This window comes from Micromonospora sp. NPDC005298, assembly GCF_040607375.1.
Classification (GTDB): domain Bacteria; phylum Actinomycetota; class Actinomycetes; order Mycobacteriales; family Micromonosporaceae; genus Micromonospora.
Genome location: NZ_JBEXGP010000002.1, coordinates 237584 through 252368 on the forward strand (window position 1 = coordinate 237584; position 14785 = coordinate 252368).

General features: G+C 72.9%; 12 protein-coding genes. 6 read left to right on the forward strand and 6 right to left on the reverse strand.

Annotation, left to right across the window (positions count from 1 at the left end; translation table 11 throughout):
* Nucleotides 1–113: 113 nt before the first annotated feature.
* Entirely contained in the window at nucleotides 114–857 is a 744-nt protein-coding gene (locus ABZS77_RS05750; RefSeq protein WP_354819549.1) for a G5 domain-containing protein, read from the forward strand.
* Between the two features lie 139 nt (nucleotides 858–996).
* Here the strand turns inward: ABZS77_RS05750 and ABZS77_RS05755 are convergent, their stop codons facing one another.
* The 3 genes from ABZS77_RS05755 to ABZS77_RS05765 are packed head-to-tail and all read right to left on the reverse strand — an operon-like array spanning nucleotide 997 to nucleotide 4178.
* Nucleotides 997–1350 (reverse strand): DUF779 domain-containing protein, encoded by a 354-nt coding sequence (locus ABZS77_RS05755; RefSeq protein ID WP_354817795.1) that lies wholly within the window; start codon nucleotides 1348–1350, stop codon nucleotides 997–999.
* A complete protein-coding gene (adh, locus tag ABZS77_RS05760; protein WP_354817798.1) occupies nucleotides 1350–2855 on the reverse strand; it encodes an aldehyde dehydrogenase in 1506 nt (501 codons plus the stop codon). The genes ABZS77_RS05755 and adh overlap by 1 nt, the downstream gene beginning before the upstream one ends.
* Before the next feature lie 39 nt (nucleotides 2856–2894).
* Nucleotides 2895–4178 (reverse strand): GAF domain-containing protein, encoded by a 1284-nt coding sequence (locus ABZS77_RS05765; protein WP_354817801.1) that lies wholly within the window; start codon nucleotides 4176–4178, stop codon nucleotides 2895–2897.
* Between the two features lie 164 nt (nucleotides 4179–4342).
* Between ABZS77_RS05765 and ABZS77_RS05770 the strand changes: the two genes are divergently transcribed.
* Nucleotides 4343–5017, forward strand: a complete 675-nt coding sequence (locus ABZS77_RS05770; protein ID WP_354817804.1) for a hypothetical protein — start codon at nucleotides 4343–4345, stop codon at nucleotides 5015–5017.
* Here the strand turns inward: ABZS77_RS05770 and gabT are convergent.
* Together gabT and ABZS77_RS05780 are read right to left on the reverse strand one after the other, a co-directional pair.
* Nucleotides 5014–6297: a 4-aminobutyrate--2-oxoglutarate transaminase gene (gabT, locus tag ABZS77_RS05775; protein WP_354817807.1), complete on the reverse strand. Its 1284-nt coding sequence runs from the start codon at nucleotides 6295–6297 to the stop codon at nucleotides 5014–5016. The two genes, ABZS77_RS05770 and gabT, sit on opposite strands and share 4 nt — an antisense overlap.
* A gap of 63 nt (nucleotides 6298–6360) precedes the next feature.
* A complete protein-coding gene (locus ABZS77_RS05780) occupies nucleotides 6361–7797 on the reverse strand; it encodes a gamma-aminobutyraldehyde dehydrogenase (RefSeq protein ID WP_354817810.1) in 1437 nt (478 codons plus the stop codon).
* A gap of 142 nt (nucleotides 7798–7939) precedes the next feature.
* Here ABZS77_RS05780 and ABZS77_RS05785 point away from each other — a divergent pair, with 142 nt between their 5' ends.
* Nucleotides 7940–9379 carry an aldehyde dehydrogenase family protein gene (locus ABZS77_RS05785; protein ID WP_354817813.1) on the forward strand — a complete coding sequence of 480 codons (1440 nt, stop codon included), beginning with the start codon at nucleotides 7940–7942 and terminating at the stop codon, nucleotides 9377–9379.
* Here ABZS77_RS05785 and ABZS77_RS05790 read toward each other — a convergent pair.
* Complete coding sequence (locus ABZS77_RS05790; protein WP_354817816.1) at nucleotides 9369–10622, reverse strand: SUKH-3 domain-containing protein; 1254 nt, start codon at nucleotides 10620–10622, stop codon at nucleotides 9369–9371. The genes ABZS77_RS05785 and ABZS77_RS05790 overlap by 11 nt on opposite strands.
* Nucleotides 10623–10700: 78 nt before the next feature.
* Between ABZS77_RS05790 and ABZS77_RS05795 the strand changes: the two genes are divergently transcribed.
* The 3 genes from ABZS77_RS05795 to ABZS77_RS05805 are packed head-to-tail and all read left to right on the forward strand — an operon-like array spanning nucleotide 10701 to nucleotide 14653.
* Entirely contained in the window at nucleotides 10701–11123 is a 423-nt protein-coding gene (locus tag ABZS77_RS05795; protein WP_354817819.1) for a YbaB/EbfC family nucleoid-associated protein, read from the forward strand.
* Nucleotides 11120–11452, forward strand: coding sequence for a hypothetical protein (locus tag ABZS77_RS05800; protein WP_354817822.1), 333 nt, complete (start codon nucleotides 11120–11122; stop codon nucleotides 11450–11452). The genes ABZS77_RS05795 and ABZS77_RS05800 overlap by 4 nt, the downstream gene beginning before the upstream one ends.
* A gap of 15 nt (nucleotides 11453–11467) precedes the next feature.
* A complete protein-coding gene (locus ABZS77_RS05805; protein WP_354817824.1) occupies nucleotides 11468–14653 on the forward strand; it encodes a toxin glutamine deamidase domain-containing protein in 3186 nt (1061 codons plus the stop codon).
* The last annotated feature ends 132 nt before the right edge of the window (nucleotides 14654–14785 follow it).

The following is a 14785-nucleotide window of genomic DNA, read 5'->3' on the forward strand; positions in this document are numbered from 1 at the left end:
TCGTCGCCGGGAACACCGCCCACCGATCATCCCGCCGGGGCGAACGACGCAGGTGACAGACGCGACGGTGGATATTGCACACGGTGTTTGCGACGACACTCATCGCCGTGACGATGCAACCACCGCCGAACCCCGGTCCGCCGTTCAGCCCCGGACCGCCACCGCCGGCCGCGCCGAACTGGTTCCGCCGCGCCAGCCCGGGCCACCGGGCCGCCGTCATCATCGGCTCGATCACCCTGTCGGTCCTGCTGCTCTGCTGCACCGGTACCGCAATCGTCGGGGCGCTCACCGGCGAACCCGAACCGACCCGGACCGGCACCGCCGCCGAACAGGCAGGGCAACCCATCGTGGCGGCACCCGCCGAGCCGTCCGAGGAGGCGGCGCCGCCCGTCACCGATGCCCCCACCCCGGCCGCACCGACCCCGTCCAGCGCGGCGCCCACACCTGTGGTGCAGGTGACGACGGTGACGGAGCGGGCCACGATCCGGTACGGCGAGCGGACCGTCAAGGACTCGTCCCTGGCCGAGGGCAAGCGAGTGGTCCGCACCAAGGGCGTGAACGGTGTGAAGACCCTGACGTACGAGGTGACCACCACCGACGGCGTGCCGACGGCCAAGAAGCTGGTCAAATCCGTGGTGACGAAGCCGGCGGTGACCCAGGTCGTCGCCGTCGGCACCAAGAAGGCCCGGTCATCGAACTGCGACCCCAACTACACCCCCTGCGTCCCGATCGCCAGCGACGTCGACTGCGCGGGCGGCAGCGGCAACGGCCCGGCCTACGTCAGCGGGGTCGTCAAGGTGATCGGCGAGGACATCTACGACCTGGACCGCGACAACGACGGCTACGGCTGCGACTGATCCCTCGTCACGGTCATCGGTGCCGGGTCACGTCAGCTGAGGGAGACACCGGAGAGAGCGATATACCTCTGAGGCATAAATATGACTCAGAGGTATATCGCTCTCCTCGACTGTGCCGCCGAACTCTGCGTCACCCGCCTCAGGGGGCGAGACGCGATCGGATGAGGAAGCGGACTCCTTCGGGTGCCTCCAGGGAGAAGCCGCTGCCTCTGCCCGGCACCACGTCGACGGTCAGCGTGGTGTGTTTCCACAACTCCCACTGGGACGTCGACATCCAGAACTCGACCGGCTCGGACACCCCGTCGACCGAGAGCGACGCGAGCAGGATGTCGGACGCGCCGGTGCGGAACTCGCCCGCCAGGAAACACATCGGGGCGCTGCCGTCGCAGCAGCCGCCGGACTGGTGGAACATCAGCGGCCCGTGCCGTCCCCGCAGCGACCGGATGAGGTCGGCCGCGGCGGGGGTGACGGAGACGACGGGGTCGACGGGCATCAGAAGAAGCCGAGCTTCTGGGTGGAGTAGCTGACCAGCAGGTTCTTGGTCTGCTGGTAGTGCTCAAGCATCATCTTGTGGTTCTCCCGCCCGATGCCGGACTGCTTGTAGCCGCCGAACGCGGCGTGCGCCGGGTACGCGTGGTAGCAGTTGGTCCACACCCGGCCGGCCTGGATGGCCCGCCCGGCCCGGTACGCGGTGTTCATGTCGCGGCTCCACACGCCCGCACCGAGGCCGTACAGGGTGTCGTTGGCGATCTTCACGGCGTCGTCGAGGTCGGCGAAGGAGGCCACCGAGACGACCGGCCCGAAGATCTCCTCCTGGAAGATCCGCATCGAGTTGTCGCCCTCGAAGATGGTCGGCTCGACGTAGTACCCGCCGGACAGGTCTCCGCCCAGGTCGGCGCGGGAGCCGCCGGTGAGCACCCGCGCGCCCTCCTGCCGGCCGATGTCCAGGTAGGACAGGATCTTCTCGAGCTGGTCGTTGGAGGCCTGCGCCCCGATCATCGTGTCGGTGTCCAGGGGGTGTCCGGCGACGATCGCCTTCGTGCGGTCCACCGCCGCGGCGAGGAAGTCGCTGTAGTGGCCCTGCTGGATCAGCGCCCGCGACGGGCAGGTGCACACCTCACCCTGGTTGAGCGCGAACATGGTGAAGCCTTCCAGGGCCTTGTCCAGGAAGTCGTCGGAGGCGGCGCTGACGTCGTCGAAGAAGATGTTCGGGCTCTTGCCGCCCAGTTCCAGGGTGACGGGTTTGATGTTCTCGCTGGCGTACTGCATGATCAGCCGCCCGGTGGTGGTCTCGCCGGTGAACGCCACCTTCGCGACCCGGGCCGAGGACGCCAGCGGCTTGCCGGCCTCCACGCCGAAGCCGTTGACGATGTTGAGCACGCCCGGCGGCAGCAGGTCCGCCACCAGCGACAGCCAGTAGTGGATGGACGCCGGGGTCTGCTCGGCCGGCTTGAGCACCACGGCGTTACCGGCGGCCAGCGCGGGCGCGAGTTTCCAGGTCGCCATGAGGATCGGGAAGTTCCAGGGGATGATCTGCCCGACCACGCCGAGCGGCTCGTGGAAGTGGTACGCCACGGTGTCGTCGTCGATCTCGCCGAGCGAACCCTCCTGGGCCCGGATCGCCCCGGCGAAGTAGCGGAAGTGGTCGATGGCGAGCGGGATGTCGGCGGCCAGGGTCTCGCGGACCGGCTTGCCGTTCTCCCAGCTCTCCGCGATGGCCAGGGACTCCAGGTTGTCCTGCATGCGGTCGGCGATCCGGTTGAGGATCAGCGCGCGTTCGGCCACCGAGGTGCGTCCCCAGGCGTCGGCGGCGCCGTGCGCGGCGTCCAGGGCCTTCTCCACGTCGGGGGCGGTGCCTCGGGCGACCTCGGTGAAGGTCTGCCCGGTGACCGGGGTGGGGTTCTCGAAGTAGGCACCACCGTGCGGCTTGACGTACTCGCCGCCGATGTAGTGGTCGTAACGGGACTGCCAGTGGGTGGGCGCGTCGTAGCGCGTCATGGTGACCTCCGCCGTCGATGGGGGATGACGGCGGGAAGGCTAGTTTCGCGGACGTTGCAGGAACGTTGCGCGCTCCAACGCGTACTCCCTGGCGAGCTGGTCGATGCGCGCGAGCGCGAGGGGCCGACGCGGCGCGCCCACCGGCAACGCCCGCGCCAGGGCCTGCCACGCGGCCAGGTCGTCGGCGCCGGCCGGTGTCGCGGTCCAGGCCGCGAGCAGCGCCGGGTCCGCGCTGGCCAGCACGGCCGCGCGGAGCTGGCCGTCGACCAGCCGGCGTAGCCGCGTCACTCCCGGCGCATCCGAGCCCGGCAGCAACGGCCCGGGGTACGCGTCGAGCGCTCCCGCCGGATCGCCCTGGTCCAGCCGGTCGGCGACGGTGCTGAAGTCGGCGCGGACGGTGCCGCGCAGCCGGTAGGGGCGGGAGTCGAGCAGTTCGGGACCGAGTACCCGGCGCAGCCGGGACAGCTCGGCGCGCACGGTGACCGGGTGCAGCCGGTCGTCGCCGTAGAGGTCGAGGCCGAGCTGTTCCCCGGTGCGTCCCTCGGGGTGGTGCAGCAGCAGCACCAGCAGTTCGCTGTGTCGACGGCCGAGCCGGATCCGCCGGCCGTCGACCCGCAGTTCCGCCTCGTCCCGGCCGAGCGCGGTCACGGTCGCGACGCCGGGCTCCACCGGCCGGCCGGCGGCGAGCTGCGCCTCGGCGGCCCGGGCGGTGGCGCGGACCAGCGCCAGGCTGTGCGGGTTGGCGAGGTGGTCCCCACCGGTGATGTCGACCGCTCCGAGCAGTCGACCGGTGGTCGGGTCGTGGATGGGCGCGGCGGCGCACGTCCAGCGCTGCACCGGGCGACTGAAGTGTTCGGTGGCGAAGATCTGCACGCTGTGGTCGACGGCCAGAGCGGTGCCGGGCGCGTTCGTGCCGGCGTGTGTCTCGTCCCAGCGGGCGCCGGGCACGAAGTTCATCCGCTCGGCGTGCCGGAGCACACCCGGATGCCCCTCGACCCAGAGCAGTCGCCCGTACGCGTCGCAGACCGCCATCAGGTGCGCGCCGTCCTGGGCGATGCCGCCGAGCAGGTCCCGGAACAGCGGCAGCACCCGGGCCAGCGGGTGGGCGGCCCGGTACGCGGCCAGGTCGTCATCGGTCAGGTCGACCGGCGGGGTGGCCTCGGGGTCGAGCCGCGCGGAGCGTTCCCAGGAGCGGCGGACCACCTCCCGCACCCGGTGTGGGGCGACGCCGGCGGAGAGGAAGGCCTCGTGGGCGGCACCGACCTGCGCGATCCGCTCTGCCGGATCGACGCCGAATTCCAGGGCGAGCCACGGGTCAGCCATCGGGCGACCTCCTCGACCCCATCGTGACGCAGCTCACCCTCGATCGCCAACCATCGAGGTCGTCGGGACGGCCGGCGCAGAGATTGCCCGGACCGGATGAACGGTAGGGAGCTCGGATCCGTACCAGGCGGTGAAGGACACCACCGAGGGCGGGAGTGACGGCGATGAGGGTGCAGCGCAGGCACGTGCTGGCGGCGACTGTGGCGGTGCTCGCCGCGGCGGGAGTGGCCGTGGGGACCGGGTTCGGGTTCGCCGGCACCGCCCCGACGCGGGCATCGGTCTGCTCCGGCTCGGTCACCTTCTCGGCGGAGGGGGGCGCGCCGGCGGCGACCAGTGACCGGTTCCCGGTGGGTACGCGGCTGCGGGTGACGAACCTGGACAACAACCGGGCCGCCACGGTGACGGTGACCGGCCCGTCCGGCAGTTGCGTGCTGCTCAACGCGGCGGCCATGGACCTCGTGCGGGAGCCGGGCAAGAACGTGATCCGCCGCAACGTCGTCGAACGCGTCGACGCCGCCGCCCCGCCGGCCGGTGCCCCGGCACCCGGCACGGTACGCCCCGGCGCGGCGTCTCCCGGCGCGTCCGGCCCGGCACCCCGTTCGGCCTGCTCGGGGGCGATCACCTTCTTCGAGGAGGCGGCCGGTCCGGCGGCGACCAGCGGGCAGTTCCCGGTGGGTACGCGGCTGCGGGTGACCAACCTGGACAACAACCGGGCGACCACCGTGACGGTGACCGGCCCGTCGGGCAGTTGCGTGCTGCTCAACTCCGCCGCCATGGAGCAGATCCGCGAGCCCGGCAAGAACCTCGTCCGCCGGAACACGGTCGAGGTGCTCCGCTAGGCGTCCGGCCACCCGAGGGCGCCGTCGAGGATGTCGGCGCCCCGGGTGAGCTGCTCGTCGGAGATCACCAGCGGCGGCAGGAAGCGCAGCACGTTGCCGTACGTGCCGCAGGTCAGGGTGAGCAGGCCTGCGGTGTGGCAGGCGGCCGAGACCGCCGCCGTGGCGACCGGGTCGGGGACGAGGGTGCCGGGCTGCACCAGCTCCACGGCGAGCATCGCGCCCCGCCCGCGTACCTCGGCGATCCGGGGATCCCGCTCGGCGGCGGCCCGCAGCCGGGGGACGAGTACGGACTCGATCCGGCGGGCGGCGGTGGCCAGGTCCAGCTCGTGCATGGTCTCGATGGTGGCCAGCGCGGCGGCGCAGGCGATCGGGTTGCCGCCGTACGTGCCGCCGAGGCCGCCGACGTGCACCGCGTCCATCAGCTCGGCCCGTCCGGTCACCGCAGCGAGCGGCAGTCCACCGGCGATGCCCTTGGCCAGGGTGACCAGGTCGGGTTCGACGCCCTCGTGCTGGCAGGCGAACCAGTCGCCGGTACGGCAGAAGCCGGTCTGGATCTCGTCGGCGACGAACACCACCCCGGCGGTCGTGGCCCAGGCGCGCAGCGCCGGCAGGAATCCGGGCGCGGGCACCACGAAACCGCCCTCACCCTGGATCGGCTCGATGAGCAGCGCTGCGACGTTCTCGGCACCCACCTGCTTCTCGACCATCTCGATCGCCCGCGCGGCCGCCTCGGCCCCGGAGAGCCCGCCGTCGCGCAGCGGGTACGACATCGGCACCCGGTAGATCTCCCCGGCGAACGGCCCGAACCGGTGCTTGTACGGCATGTTCTTCGCGGTCAACGCCATGGTCAGGTTGGTCCGGCCGTGGTACGCGTGGTCGAACACGACGACCGCCGGCCGACCGGTGGCGTGCCGCGCGATCTTGACGGCGTTCTCCACCGCCTCCGCGCCCGAGTTGAACAACGCCGAGCGCTTCTCGAACCCGCCAGGCGTGAGCGCGTTGAGCTGCTCGCACACCGCCACGTACGACTCGTACGGCGCGACCATGAAGCAGGTGTGGGTGAACCGCTCGGCCTGCGCGCGTACCGCCTCGACCACCCTCGGCGCCGAGTTGCCGACGCTGGTCACGGCGATGCCGGCGGCGAAGTCGATCCACTCCCGGCCGTCGACGTCGGTGATCGTCCCACCGGACGCGCTGTCCACGTAGGACCCGATGACGCTGCCGACGCCCCGGGCGACCGACGCGCCCCGGCGCTTGTGCAACTCCTGCGAGGTCGCCACCGCGCCTCTCTTCGTTCGCGGCTGCGGGGCTCGCAGACCCGGCTCACTCCTCGCGCTCACGGGTCAGCCCTCGATGTTGTGCATGACGTGCTTGATCCGGGTGTAGTCCTCCAGGCTGTACACCGAGAGGTCCTTGCCGTGCCCGGAGTGCTTGAAGCCACCGTGCGGCATCTCCGAGACGAACGGGATGTGCGTGTTCACCCAGACGCAGCCGAAGTCGAGCCGCCGGGTCATCCGCATGGCCCGGCCGTGGTCCCGCGTCCACACCGACGCGGACAGGCCGTAGTCGACGCCGTTGGCCCAGCGCACCGCCTCGTCCTCGTCCGAGAACCGCTGCACGGTGATGACCGGCCCGAACACCTCGTCCTGGATGATCTCGTCGGCCTGCCGCAACCCGGAGACGACTGTCGGCGCGTAGAAGTAGCCGCGCTCGCCCTGCCGGGACCCACCGGTCTGGATCGCCGCGTGGTCCGGCAGTCGGTCCACGAAGCCGCTGACCCGGGCGAGCTGGTTGGCGTTGTTCAGCGGCCCGTAGAGCACGTCCGCGTCGTCCGGGGCGCCGGTCTTCGTGGAGCGGGCCTGCTCGGCGAGCGCCGCCACGAAGTCGTCGTGGACGCCCGGCCCGGCCAGCACCCGGGTCGCCGCCGTGCAGTCCTGCCCCGCGTTGAAGTAGCCGCCCATCGCGATGGCCTCGGCCGCCGCCGCCACGTCGGCGTCGTCGAAGACCACCACCGGGGCCTTGCCGCCCAGCTCCAGGTGGGTGCGCTTGAGGTCGGGAGCAGCCGCTGCGGCGACCTCCATGCCCGCGCGGGTCGAGCCGGTGATCGACACGAGCTGCGGCGTCGGGTGCGACACGAGGGTACGACCGGTGTCCCGATCGCCGCAGACCACGTTGAACACCCCCGGCGGGAAGAACTCGGCGGCGATCTCGGCGAGCAGCAGCGTCGACACCGGCGTGGTGTCCGACGGCTTGAGCACCACCGTGTTGCCGGCTGCCAGCGCCGGGGCGATCTTCCACACCGCCATCATCAGCGGGTAGTTCCACGGTGTGACCTGGGCGCAGACGCCGATCGGCTCGCGCCGCACGTACGAGGTGTGACCGGCCAGGTACTCCCCGGCGGACCGACCCTCCAGCAGTCGGGCCGCACCGGCGAAGAACCGGAACTGGTCCACCGCCGGCGGTAGCTCCTCGTCGGCGGTGAGCTGGCGCGGCTTGCCGGTGTTGCGGACCTCGGCGTCGACCAGCTCGGCCGCGCGGGCCTCCACGGCGTCGGCGAGCTTGAGCATCGCCCGCTGCCGCTCGGCGGGGGTGACCTCCCGCCAGCTCTCGAACGCGGTGGCGGCGGCACTCATCGCCGCGTCCACGTCGACGGCGCCGGACACCGGGGCCTGCGCGAACACCTCACCCGTACAGGGGTCGATCAGGTCGGCGTACCCGCCGTCGGCCGGTTCGACGTAGGAGCCGTTGACGAAGTTGCGCAGCTGCTGCTGATCACTCATGACGGGATCTCTCCGAGGGGCCGGGGGCGCGGTTCTGCGGCGGTTATCGCAATCTCTCTGCCATCTTGGCCACTGAATTCGCGGCAGACAAGGGCTGCGGCGACTGTTTCCGTCGACCGCTGACTCGTCTACGCTGCTCGGCGTGGAGCCCACCGCCTTCTTCGTCGCCTCCCGACCCGCCGCTGGCGAAACGGAGCTGACCGTCCACCACCCGTACGACGGTCGCCAGGTGGGGCGTACCACCTTCGCCACCCCCGACCAGGTCGAGGCCGCCGTCGCCGCGGCGGCCGGGGTGGCCGCGCAGGCCGCGGCCCTGCCCGCGCACGCTCGCGCGGCGGCCCTGGACCACGTGTCCCGGCGGCTCGCCGAACGCGCCGACGAGGTCGCCGCGCTGATCACCGCCGAGAACGGCAAACCGGTGAAGTGGGCGCGCGCCGAGGTGGGACGGGCGGTGTCGACCTTCCGGTGGGCCGCCGAGGAGGCCCGCCGCTTCTCCGGCGAGCTGCAACGCCTCGACACCGACCCGGCCGCCACCGGCCGGATCGCGCTGGTCCGGCGGGCGCCGAAGGGGCCGGTGCTGGGCATCGCGCCGTTCAACTTCCCGCTCAACCTCGTCGCCCACAAGATCGCCCCGGCCGTCGCCGTCGGCGCGCCGATCATCGTCAAGCCCGCCCCGGCGACGCCGCTGTCCGCGCTGCTGCTCGGCGAACTGCTGGTCGAGACCGACCTGCCGGCGGGCATGTTCTCGGTGCTGCCGCTACCGAACGACCGCGCCGCCGAACTGGTCACCGACCCCCGGCTGCCGGTGGTGTCGTTCACCGGGTCCGGGCCGGTCGGCGCGGCCATCCGCCGCCGGGTGCCCGACAAACACGTCACGCTCGAGCTGGGCGGCAACGCGGCGGCCGTGCTCTGTGCGGACTGGACCTCCGACGAGGACCTGGACTTCGCCGCGCAACGGATAGCCACGTTCGCCAACTACCAGGCCGGCCAGTCGTGCATCGCCGTCCAGCGGGTGTACGTGCACCACACGCTGTACGCCGAGTTCCTGCCCCGGCTGGTCACGGCCGTCCGCGCGTTGCGCACCGGCGACCCCGCGAGTGAGTCCACCGACGTCGGCCCGATGGTGTCCGAGGACGCCGCCCGCCGCGTAGAGGCCTGGGTGGCCGAGGCCGTCGCGGCCGGCGGCAGCGTAGAGGTGGGCGGCGCGCGTGACGGCGCCACCTACCCGCCGACCGTGCTCACCGGCGTGCCCGCCGACGCCAAGGTCGTCGCCGAGGAGGTGTTCGGGCCGGTGCTGGTGGTCGCCCCGGTCACCGACGACCGGGCCGCGTTCACCGCGGTCAACGACTCGGCGTACGGCCTCCAGGCCGGCGTGTTCACCCGACGCCTCGACGTCGCCTTCGCCGCCTCGCGGGCGCTGGAGGTGGGCGGGGTGATCGTCGGCGACGTGCCGTCGTACCGGGCCGACCAGATGCCGTACGGCGGGGTCAAGGGCAGCGGCGTCGGCCGGGAAGGACTGCGCAGCGCGATGGACGACTACACCGAACCGCGCGTCATGGTGCTGACCGGGCTCACCCTCTAGCCTCGTCGGCCCGCCAGGTGCCGTCGTCGCCGACCCGGGCCGGAGCGCGACCGAGCAGCAGGGTGGTAAACGCGGCGTCGATCGTGTCGCCGAGGAACCACTCACCGGCCTGGTCGAGGGCGAAGACCCGACCGCGTTCGTCGACGGCCAGGATGCTGTCCTGGCCTTCGGTGCCGATCGGGAACAGCCGTACCCCGAGCACCGCGCCGAAGTCGGCGAGCGTGTCGGCAGTGTGCGCGATCATGTGGGGACGGATGTCGAACCGGGAGATCCACACCTGCTCGCCCGGGCCGCGCCGCGCGCCCACCAGACTGGGGAACGCGTTCAACGCCTCCACGGCGGCCGGGAAGACCTCGTGCCGGTGGGTACGCCCCGCCACGGCCGTGACGTCCCGGACGGCGGCGGCAGCCATGAGCTGGTCGCCGATGTGCGGCCGCCAGCCGGCCGCCACCAGCGCGTTCGCCACCTCGCGCGGGAATCGACCCGGGTCCGGATCGGACGCCGCCGGCGGCAGCCAGGTCTCCGTGTACGCCCGCGTCGACTCCGGCAGGACGTTGGCAAGCACCAGGAAGTTGACGCACGAGTCGCAGGGCCGCTCGGCCGGGCCGCCCGCCGGGTCGCCCGGCTCCCGGACCCGGAAGATCTCGAACCGCGCCCCCTCCAGCAGAGCCGCCGCCTCGGCCCGCCCCATCGGCGCGATGCCCTCGGCCGCCCGCAGGTGGTCGTACCCGTGCAGCACGTCGGACACCACGATCAGCTCCGCGTGGCTCTCGCCGCCGCGCACCAGCTCACCCGGTGGCAGCTGCTCCAGGTAGGTGCGCACGAGCGGGTGATGGTTGAGCGGGACCGCGCCCTTCGTGCCCTGGGCCGTCCAGATGCGACCGTCGATGGTCAGATGCGCGGTCGTGTTCGGGGTGGCGATCCGATGGATCTCGCGCACCAGCAGGCTCGACTGGTCGACGGTCCGCGCGGCCGTCGGCCCGTCCGGCTGACTGCGCCGGTACATGTCCGCCACCACGTCGCTCGGCACCCGGGGCCAGGTGGTGACCTTCCCGGTCTGCTTGTCGACGACGGTCGTCGGCAGGTCGCCGGGGACCGTCCGCGCCTCGGTGGGCACGACTGACGTGATGACGTAGCCGAGATCGAACTCGTCGACCACCGGCGTGCACTCGTGGCCGAGGCGCTGCGAGTCGCGCCTGGCCCAGGTGGCCGCGAGCTGCTCGGCCTGTTGACGGTCGATCACATACCGAAACTACCGGACTACAGGGATTGATGGCAGCCGGTATGGTTCGCCCTACCGACGGTGACGGGAGGAGCGGCGGTGACCGAACGCGGGGATCGCGACGCCAATCGCGAGCTACGGGCCCGATTCGACGACGTGTACGGGCAGTATCAGCAGCTCAGGTCCAACCTGGACGAGCTGCGCACCCGACTCGCCGCGGTACGGGTGACCCGGCGGTCGACCGACGGGCGGGTGACCGCGACAGTCGGACCCCGGGGCGAGCTGGTGGCCGTCGAACTGGACCCGGCCATCTATCAGGACCGCGACGCCGAGGCGTTGAGCCGGAAGATCACCGAAACGATCCGGGACGCCACCACCGCAGCCGGCAGCGCCACCCGGGATCTGGTGGCCGAGCACGTACCGGCCGGCTCCGGCCCGGTCGAGTTCCTGCGCACCGGAGATTTCGGCACGCTGCTCGGGCGCGCCGAGGCCGTCCTCGGCCGGAGCGAGGGTCCGGCATGACCGACGGGCAGCTCTGGCTCGACCCGTCCCGAGCCCGCCGGGCCGGCGCCGACCTGGCCCTCGCCGGCGAGGCGGTGACCGCCCGCCGGGCCGCGGAGGGCGGCGAGATCGAAGCCGCCAGCGGCAACCGGCCATGGGGCCGCGACGACATCGGCGCCGCGTTCGAGCGCAGCTACCGAGGCTTCGAGCAGACCGTGCTGCGCGCCTGGACGGGCATCGGCCACCGGCTCACCGAGCTGGGCACCGACGTCGTCCGCTCCGTCGACGCGAGCGTGCAGACCGACGGCCGCAGCGCCACCCGGCTCGACCGGGCCGCCGACCGGCGCTGACAGCGGGCCAACCGGATGAGCGTGCTGCCCAGCCCCATTCCGCACCCGCTCGACTACGCACCCTGGGACGTGCCCGGCTGGATCTACGAGGCACTGGACTGGGTCATCGGCGTGCAGTGGCCCGAGGGCGACGAACGGGCCGTCTGGGACGTCGCCGACCGGTGGTACGCCGTCGCCGCCGTCCTCGCCGGGCCGCACAGCGACGCGGCCACCGCCGCCAACGAGGTACGCGCCGGATACGGCGGCGTCGGCGCGGTCGACGCCGCGTTCGAGGCGGCCTGGCGGGGGATCGCCGAGGGCACCGACGCGCCACTACCGGTGCTCCTCGCGGTCACCAGCGACCTGGGCCGGCTCGTCGAGGAGTGCGGCTGCGACATCGAGGGCGCGAAACTCGAAGTCTGGATCGAGTTGGGCATCCTCGTCATCGAACTGCTCACGGTGGCGGTGGCGGCCGTGCTCACCGCCGGCGCGGCCTCCCCGGCCGCCGGCGCGGCGATCACCGCCACCCGCCTGCTGATCCAACAGATCTTCAAGCGGCTGATGGGGCAACTGGCCAGCAAGTCCCTCAGGCACGGGCTGAAGGAGGCCGGGGAACGGGCAGCCAAGGAGGTCGCCCGCGGTGGCGTACACGGGCTGGCCAAGCGCGCCACCCGCGAAGGGCTGGAGGAGGCGGCGGAAGAGGCCGGCGTCACCCTCGCCACCCAGGCGTACCAGAACTCCACCGGCCGGGCGCACGGCCTGGACCTCACCGACCTCGGCGCGTCAGCCGTCGGCGGGCTCGCCGGTGGGGCGGTCGCGCCGCTGGCCGGCCTGGGCCGACACGCGACAGGTCGCGCCGCGCGGGTCGGTGAGCACCTGGGCCGGGAGATGACCGGTGAGGTGCTCGCCGAGACCGCCGCCGGCCTGGCCACCGGGCAGGGCCTCACCTCGGTGGAGGACGTCGCCCGCGCCGCCGCCTCCGGGGCCACCGGCTCGGCCACCGAGCAGACCGACCACGCGTTGCACGCCAAACTCGGCGCGCAGGCCAACGCCCTGGCGGGAGCCTCGCTCACCGGCCCGTCCCTGGCTCTGCCTCCCGCCGCCACCGCCTCCTTTGTGGAGTCGTCTGCCGCTTCCACCGACGTCTCGTCTGCTGCCGCTTCCACCGACGTCTCGTCTGCTGCCGCTCCCGCCGACGTCTCGTCTGCTGCCGCTCCCGCCGACGTCTCGTCTGCTGCCGCTCCCGCCGACGTCTCGTCTGCTGCCGCCTCGCCGGCACCGGCACCGGCGGATTCGGTCTCCCCGGGGTCGGCCCCGGTCTCCCCGGAGCCGGCTTCGGCGGGTTCGGTCTCCTCTTCGCTGTCGGTGTCATCCGCTGTCGGCGGCCCGGTGGCCGGGTCGCCGGTGGCTGGGGCGCAGCAGGCGGTCGGTGGTGCGGATGTGGCCGCGTCACCTGTGGGGTCGGCCCCTGACGTGCGGGCCGCCGTGTCGTACGGCCTGACCCAGCCCACCGTTCCGGACCTGGCCGGGTCACCTGTGTCGCCGACGATCGGTGACGGGCCGAGCCGCCCGATGCTCCCGACCGAGACCGCCACGCCATCCCCGGACGGGCTCACCATCGACCGCGCCGGCCCCGCGCAACCGGTCGCCACCGACCCCACCCTCTCCTCGGTCGCCACGCCCACCACCGGCACGCCCGACCTGACCGGCGCACCAGCCACCGGCGTCGCGCCCAGCGGCAGCACCGGGACGGCCCCGACTGTCACAGGCCCGTCCGCATGGTCGCCGGCGACGAGCGCTTCCGCCCCGACAGTCGCCGCCGCTGTGGCGCCACCGGCCGCCACCCCGGCGCCGTACCCACCGACGTGGCAGGCGTTCGGGCCGGGCCGCGTACCCGCGCACCCGGCACGAGGCCGGGCGTCGGTCCCGGGCGACCTGACAGCGCCGTCGCAGTCCGAATTCGAGGCCAGCGACTGGTACGCGGCCCGATGGGCGGCCGAGGCGGAAGCCGCCGAGCGGCAGCGCTACCGGGGCTACTACGAGTCGCGGCGCAACGAGTTCGAACACAGCCGCCGGCAGGCCGAAGCCAGCCGACTGCACGCCCTGGCCGCCGAACACGACCGCCGGGCCGTCGAGTACGGCACCTACGCCCGGCACCTGCACCGCACCGGCCACCAGCGGTGGGCCGACGGCTGGCAGCGGGCCGCGAACGACGAGACACGCGCGTACACCCAGTGCCGTGACCTGGCCGACGCGGTGCTGGTCGGCGCCCGGGCGCCGGAGGTCGTCGACATCGGCGACGCGGCCTTCCAGCGGGCCAACACGGACGTGGGCGCGCTCGCACTCGGTGCCGTGGAGGTGCGCGGCCCGTCCCGGCTCACCGGCGACGACGTGCCCCCGCCGATCGACGACTCCCGGCCGTACGGGCAGCCCGGCGGCCTACGCCCGCCGCTGGCCCTGCACCAGGTCGACGTCGAACGGCAGATGCCCCGCGACCCGGACGGCAGCGTCACCCGCACCGCCGACCCCCGCCGCGGCGCCTGGTTCCGGCTCCTCAACGACGGCGGGCCGATGGCCGACGCCACCCGGGGCATCAACTGCCTGGACTGCACCCTGTCCATGTTCGAGACGTGGGTGCACGGTCGACCTCGGGTGTCGGCGCCGCGCACCTTCGACGGGTACCTCGACGGCGACACCCGCCGCCCCATCCGAGGCGAAGCCGGCGGCCCCGGCCGGGTGGAGGACGCCACCGGAGGCCGGTTCCAGCGGCTGCTCGCCCCGCCGCCCGGCCAACGGCTGCACCCGGCGTACGCACGACAGGCCGCCGACCGCGGCTACCGCAACCTGCACGACCAGATGCTGCTGGGCGGGCACGGCAGCTACGCGTTCCTGATCACCGAGTGGGCCGGCGGAGGCTCCCACGCCTGGGTGGCGCTCAACCAGAACGGCACGATCCTCTACGTCGACCCGCAGACCGGCATCATCCGCGACCGGCCGCTGTACCCGGACGTGGTCGGCATCGACGCGCTGGTGCTCGACGGTGCCGGCCGGCCCATGCCGCTCGGCGGACTACCCCGAGGCCGGTTCAGCGAACGCCCCGACCTGCCGACCCACCCGTCGGCGGGGGACGACGGCGGTCACGGCGACCCGTACGTCAACCGGATGTACCTGCTCCTGGACGGGCCGGGCTCGGCTCCGGACTTGGGCGCATGCGCTGTATGAGGTACGGCGTGATGTGGATGCCCTGGCCCGAGCCGAAGGTCGTGCGCTGACCAGGCGTGAGGGTGCCGTCGCGGATGGGGTCCTCCGTCGCGAGCAACAGTTGTTCTGGCAGGCACTGCAGTCGACACTTGG

What these genes read in the sequence shown, in the direction of transcription:
- ABZS77_RS05750 (WP_354819549.1), top strand. Translation starts at nt 114, where the DNA reads ATGCAACCACCGCCGAACCCCGGTCCGCCGTTCAGCCCCGGACCGCCA.
- ABZS77_RS05755 (WP_354817795.1), bottom strand. Translation starts at nt 1,350, where the DNA reads ATGCCCGTCGACCCCGTCGTCTCCGTCACCCCCGCCGCGGCCGACCTC.
- adh (WP_354817798.1), bottom strand. Translation starts at nt 2,855, where the DNA reads ATGACGCGCTACGACGCGCCCACCCACTGGCAGTCCCGTTACGACCAC.
- ABZS77_RS05765 (WP_354817801.1), bottom strand. Translation starts at nt 4,178, where the DNA reads ATGGCTGACCCGTGGCTCGCCCTGGAATTCGGCGTCGATCCGGCAGAG.
- ABZS77_RS05770 (WP_354817804.1), top strand. Translation starts at nt 4,343, where the DNA reads ATGAGGGTGCAGCGCAGGCACGTGCTGGCGGCGACTGTGGCGGTGCTC.
- ABZS77_RS05780 (WP_354817810.1), bottom strand. Translation starts at nt 7,797, where the DNA reads ATGAGTGATCAGCAGCAGCTGCGCAACTTCGTCAACGGCTCCTACGTC.
- ABZS77_RS05800 (WP_354817822.1), top strand. Translation starts at nt 11,120, where the DNA reads ATGACCGACGGGCAGCTCTGGCTCGACCCGTCCCGAGCCCGCCGGGCC.
- ABZS77_RS05805 (WP_354817824.1), top strand. Translation starts at nt 11,468, where the DNA reads ATGAGCGTGCTGCCCAGCCCCATTCCGCACCCGCTCGACTACGCACCC.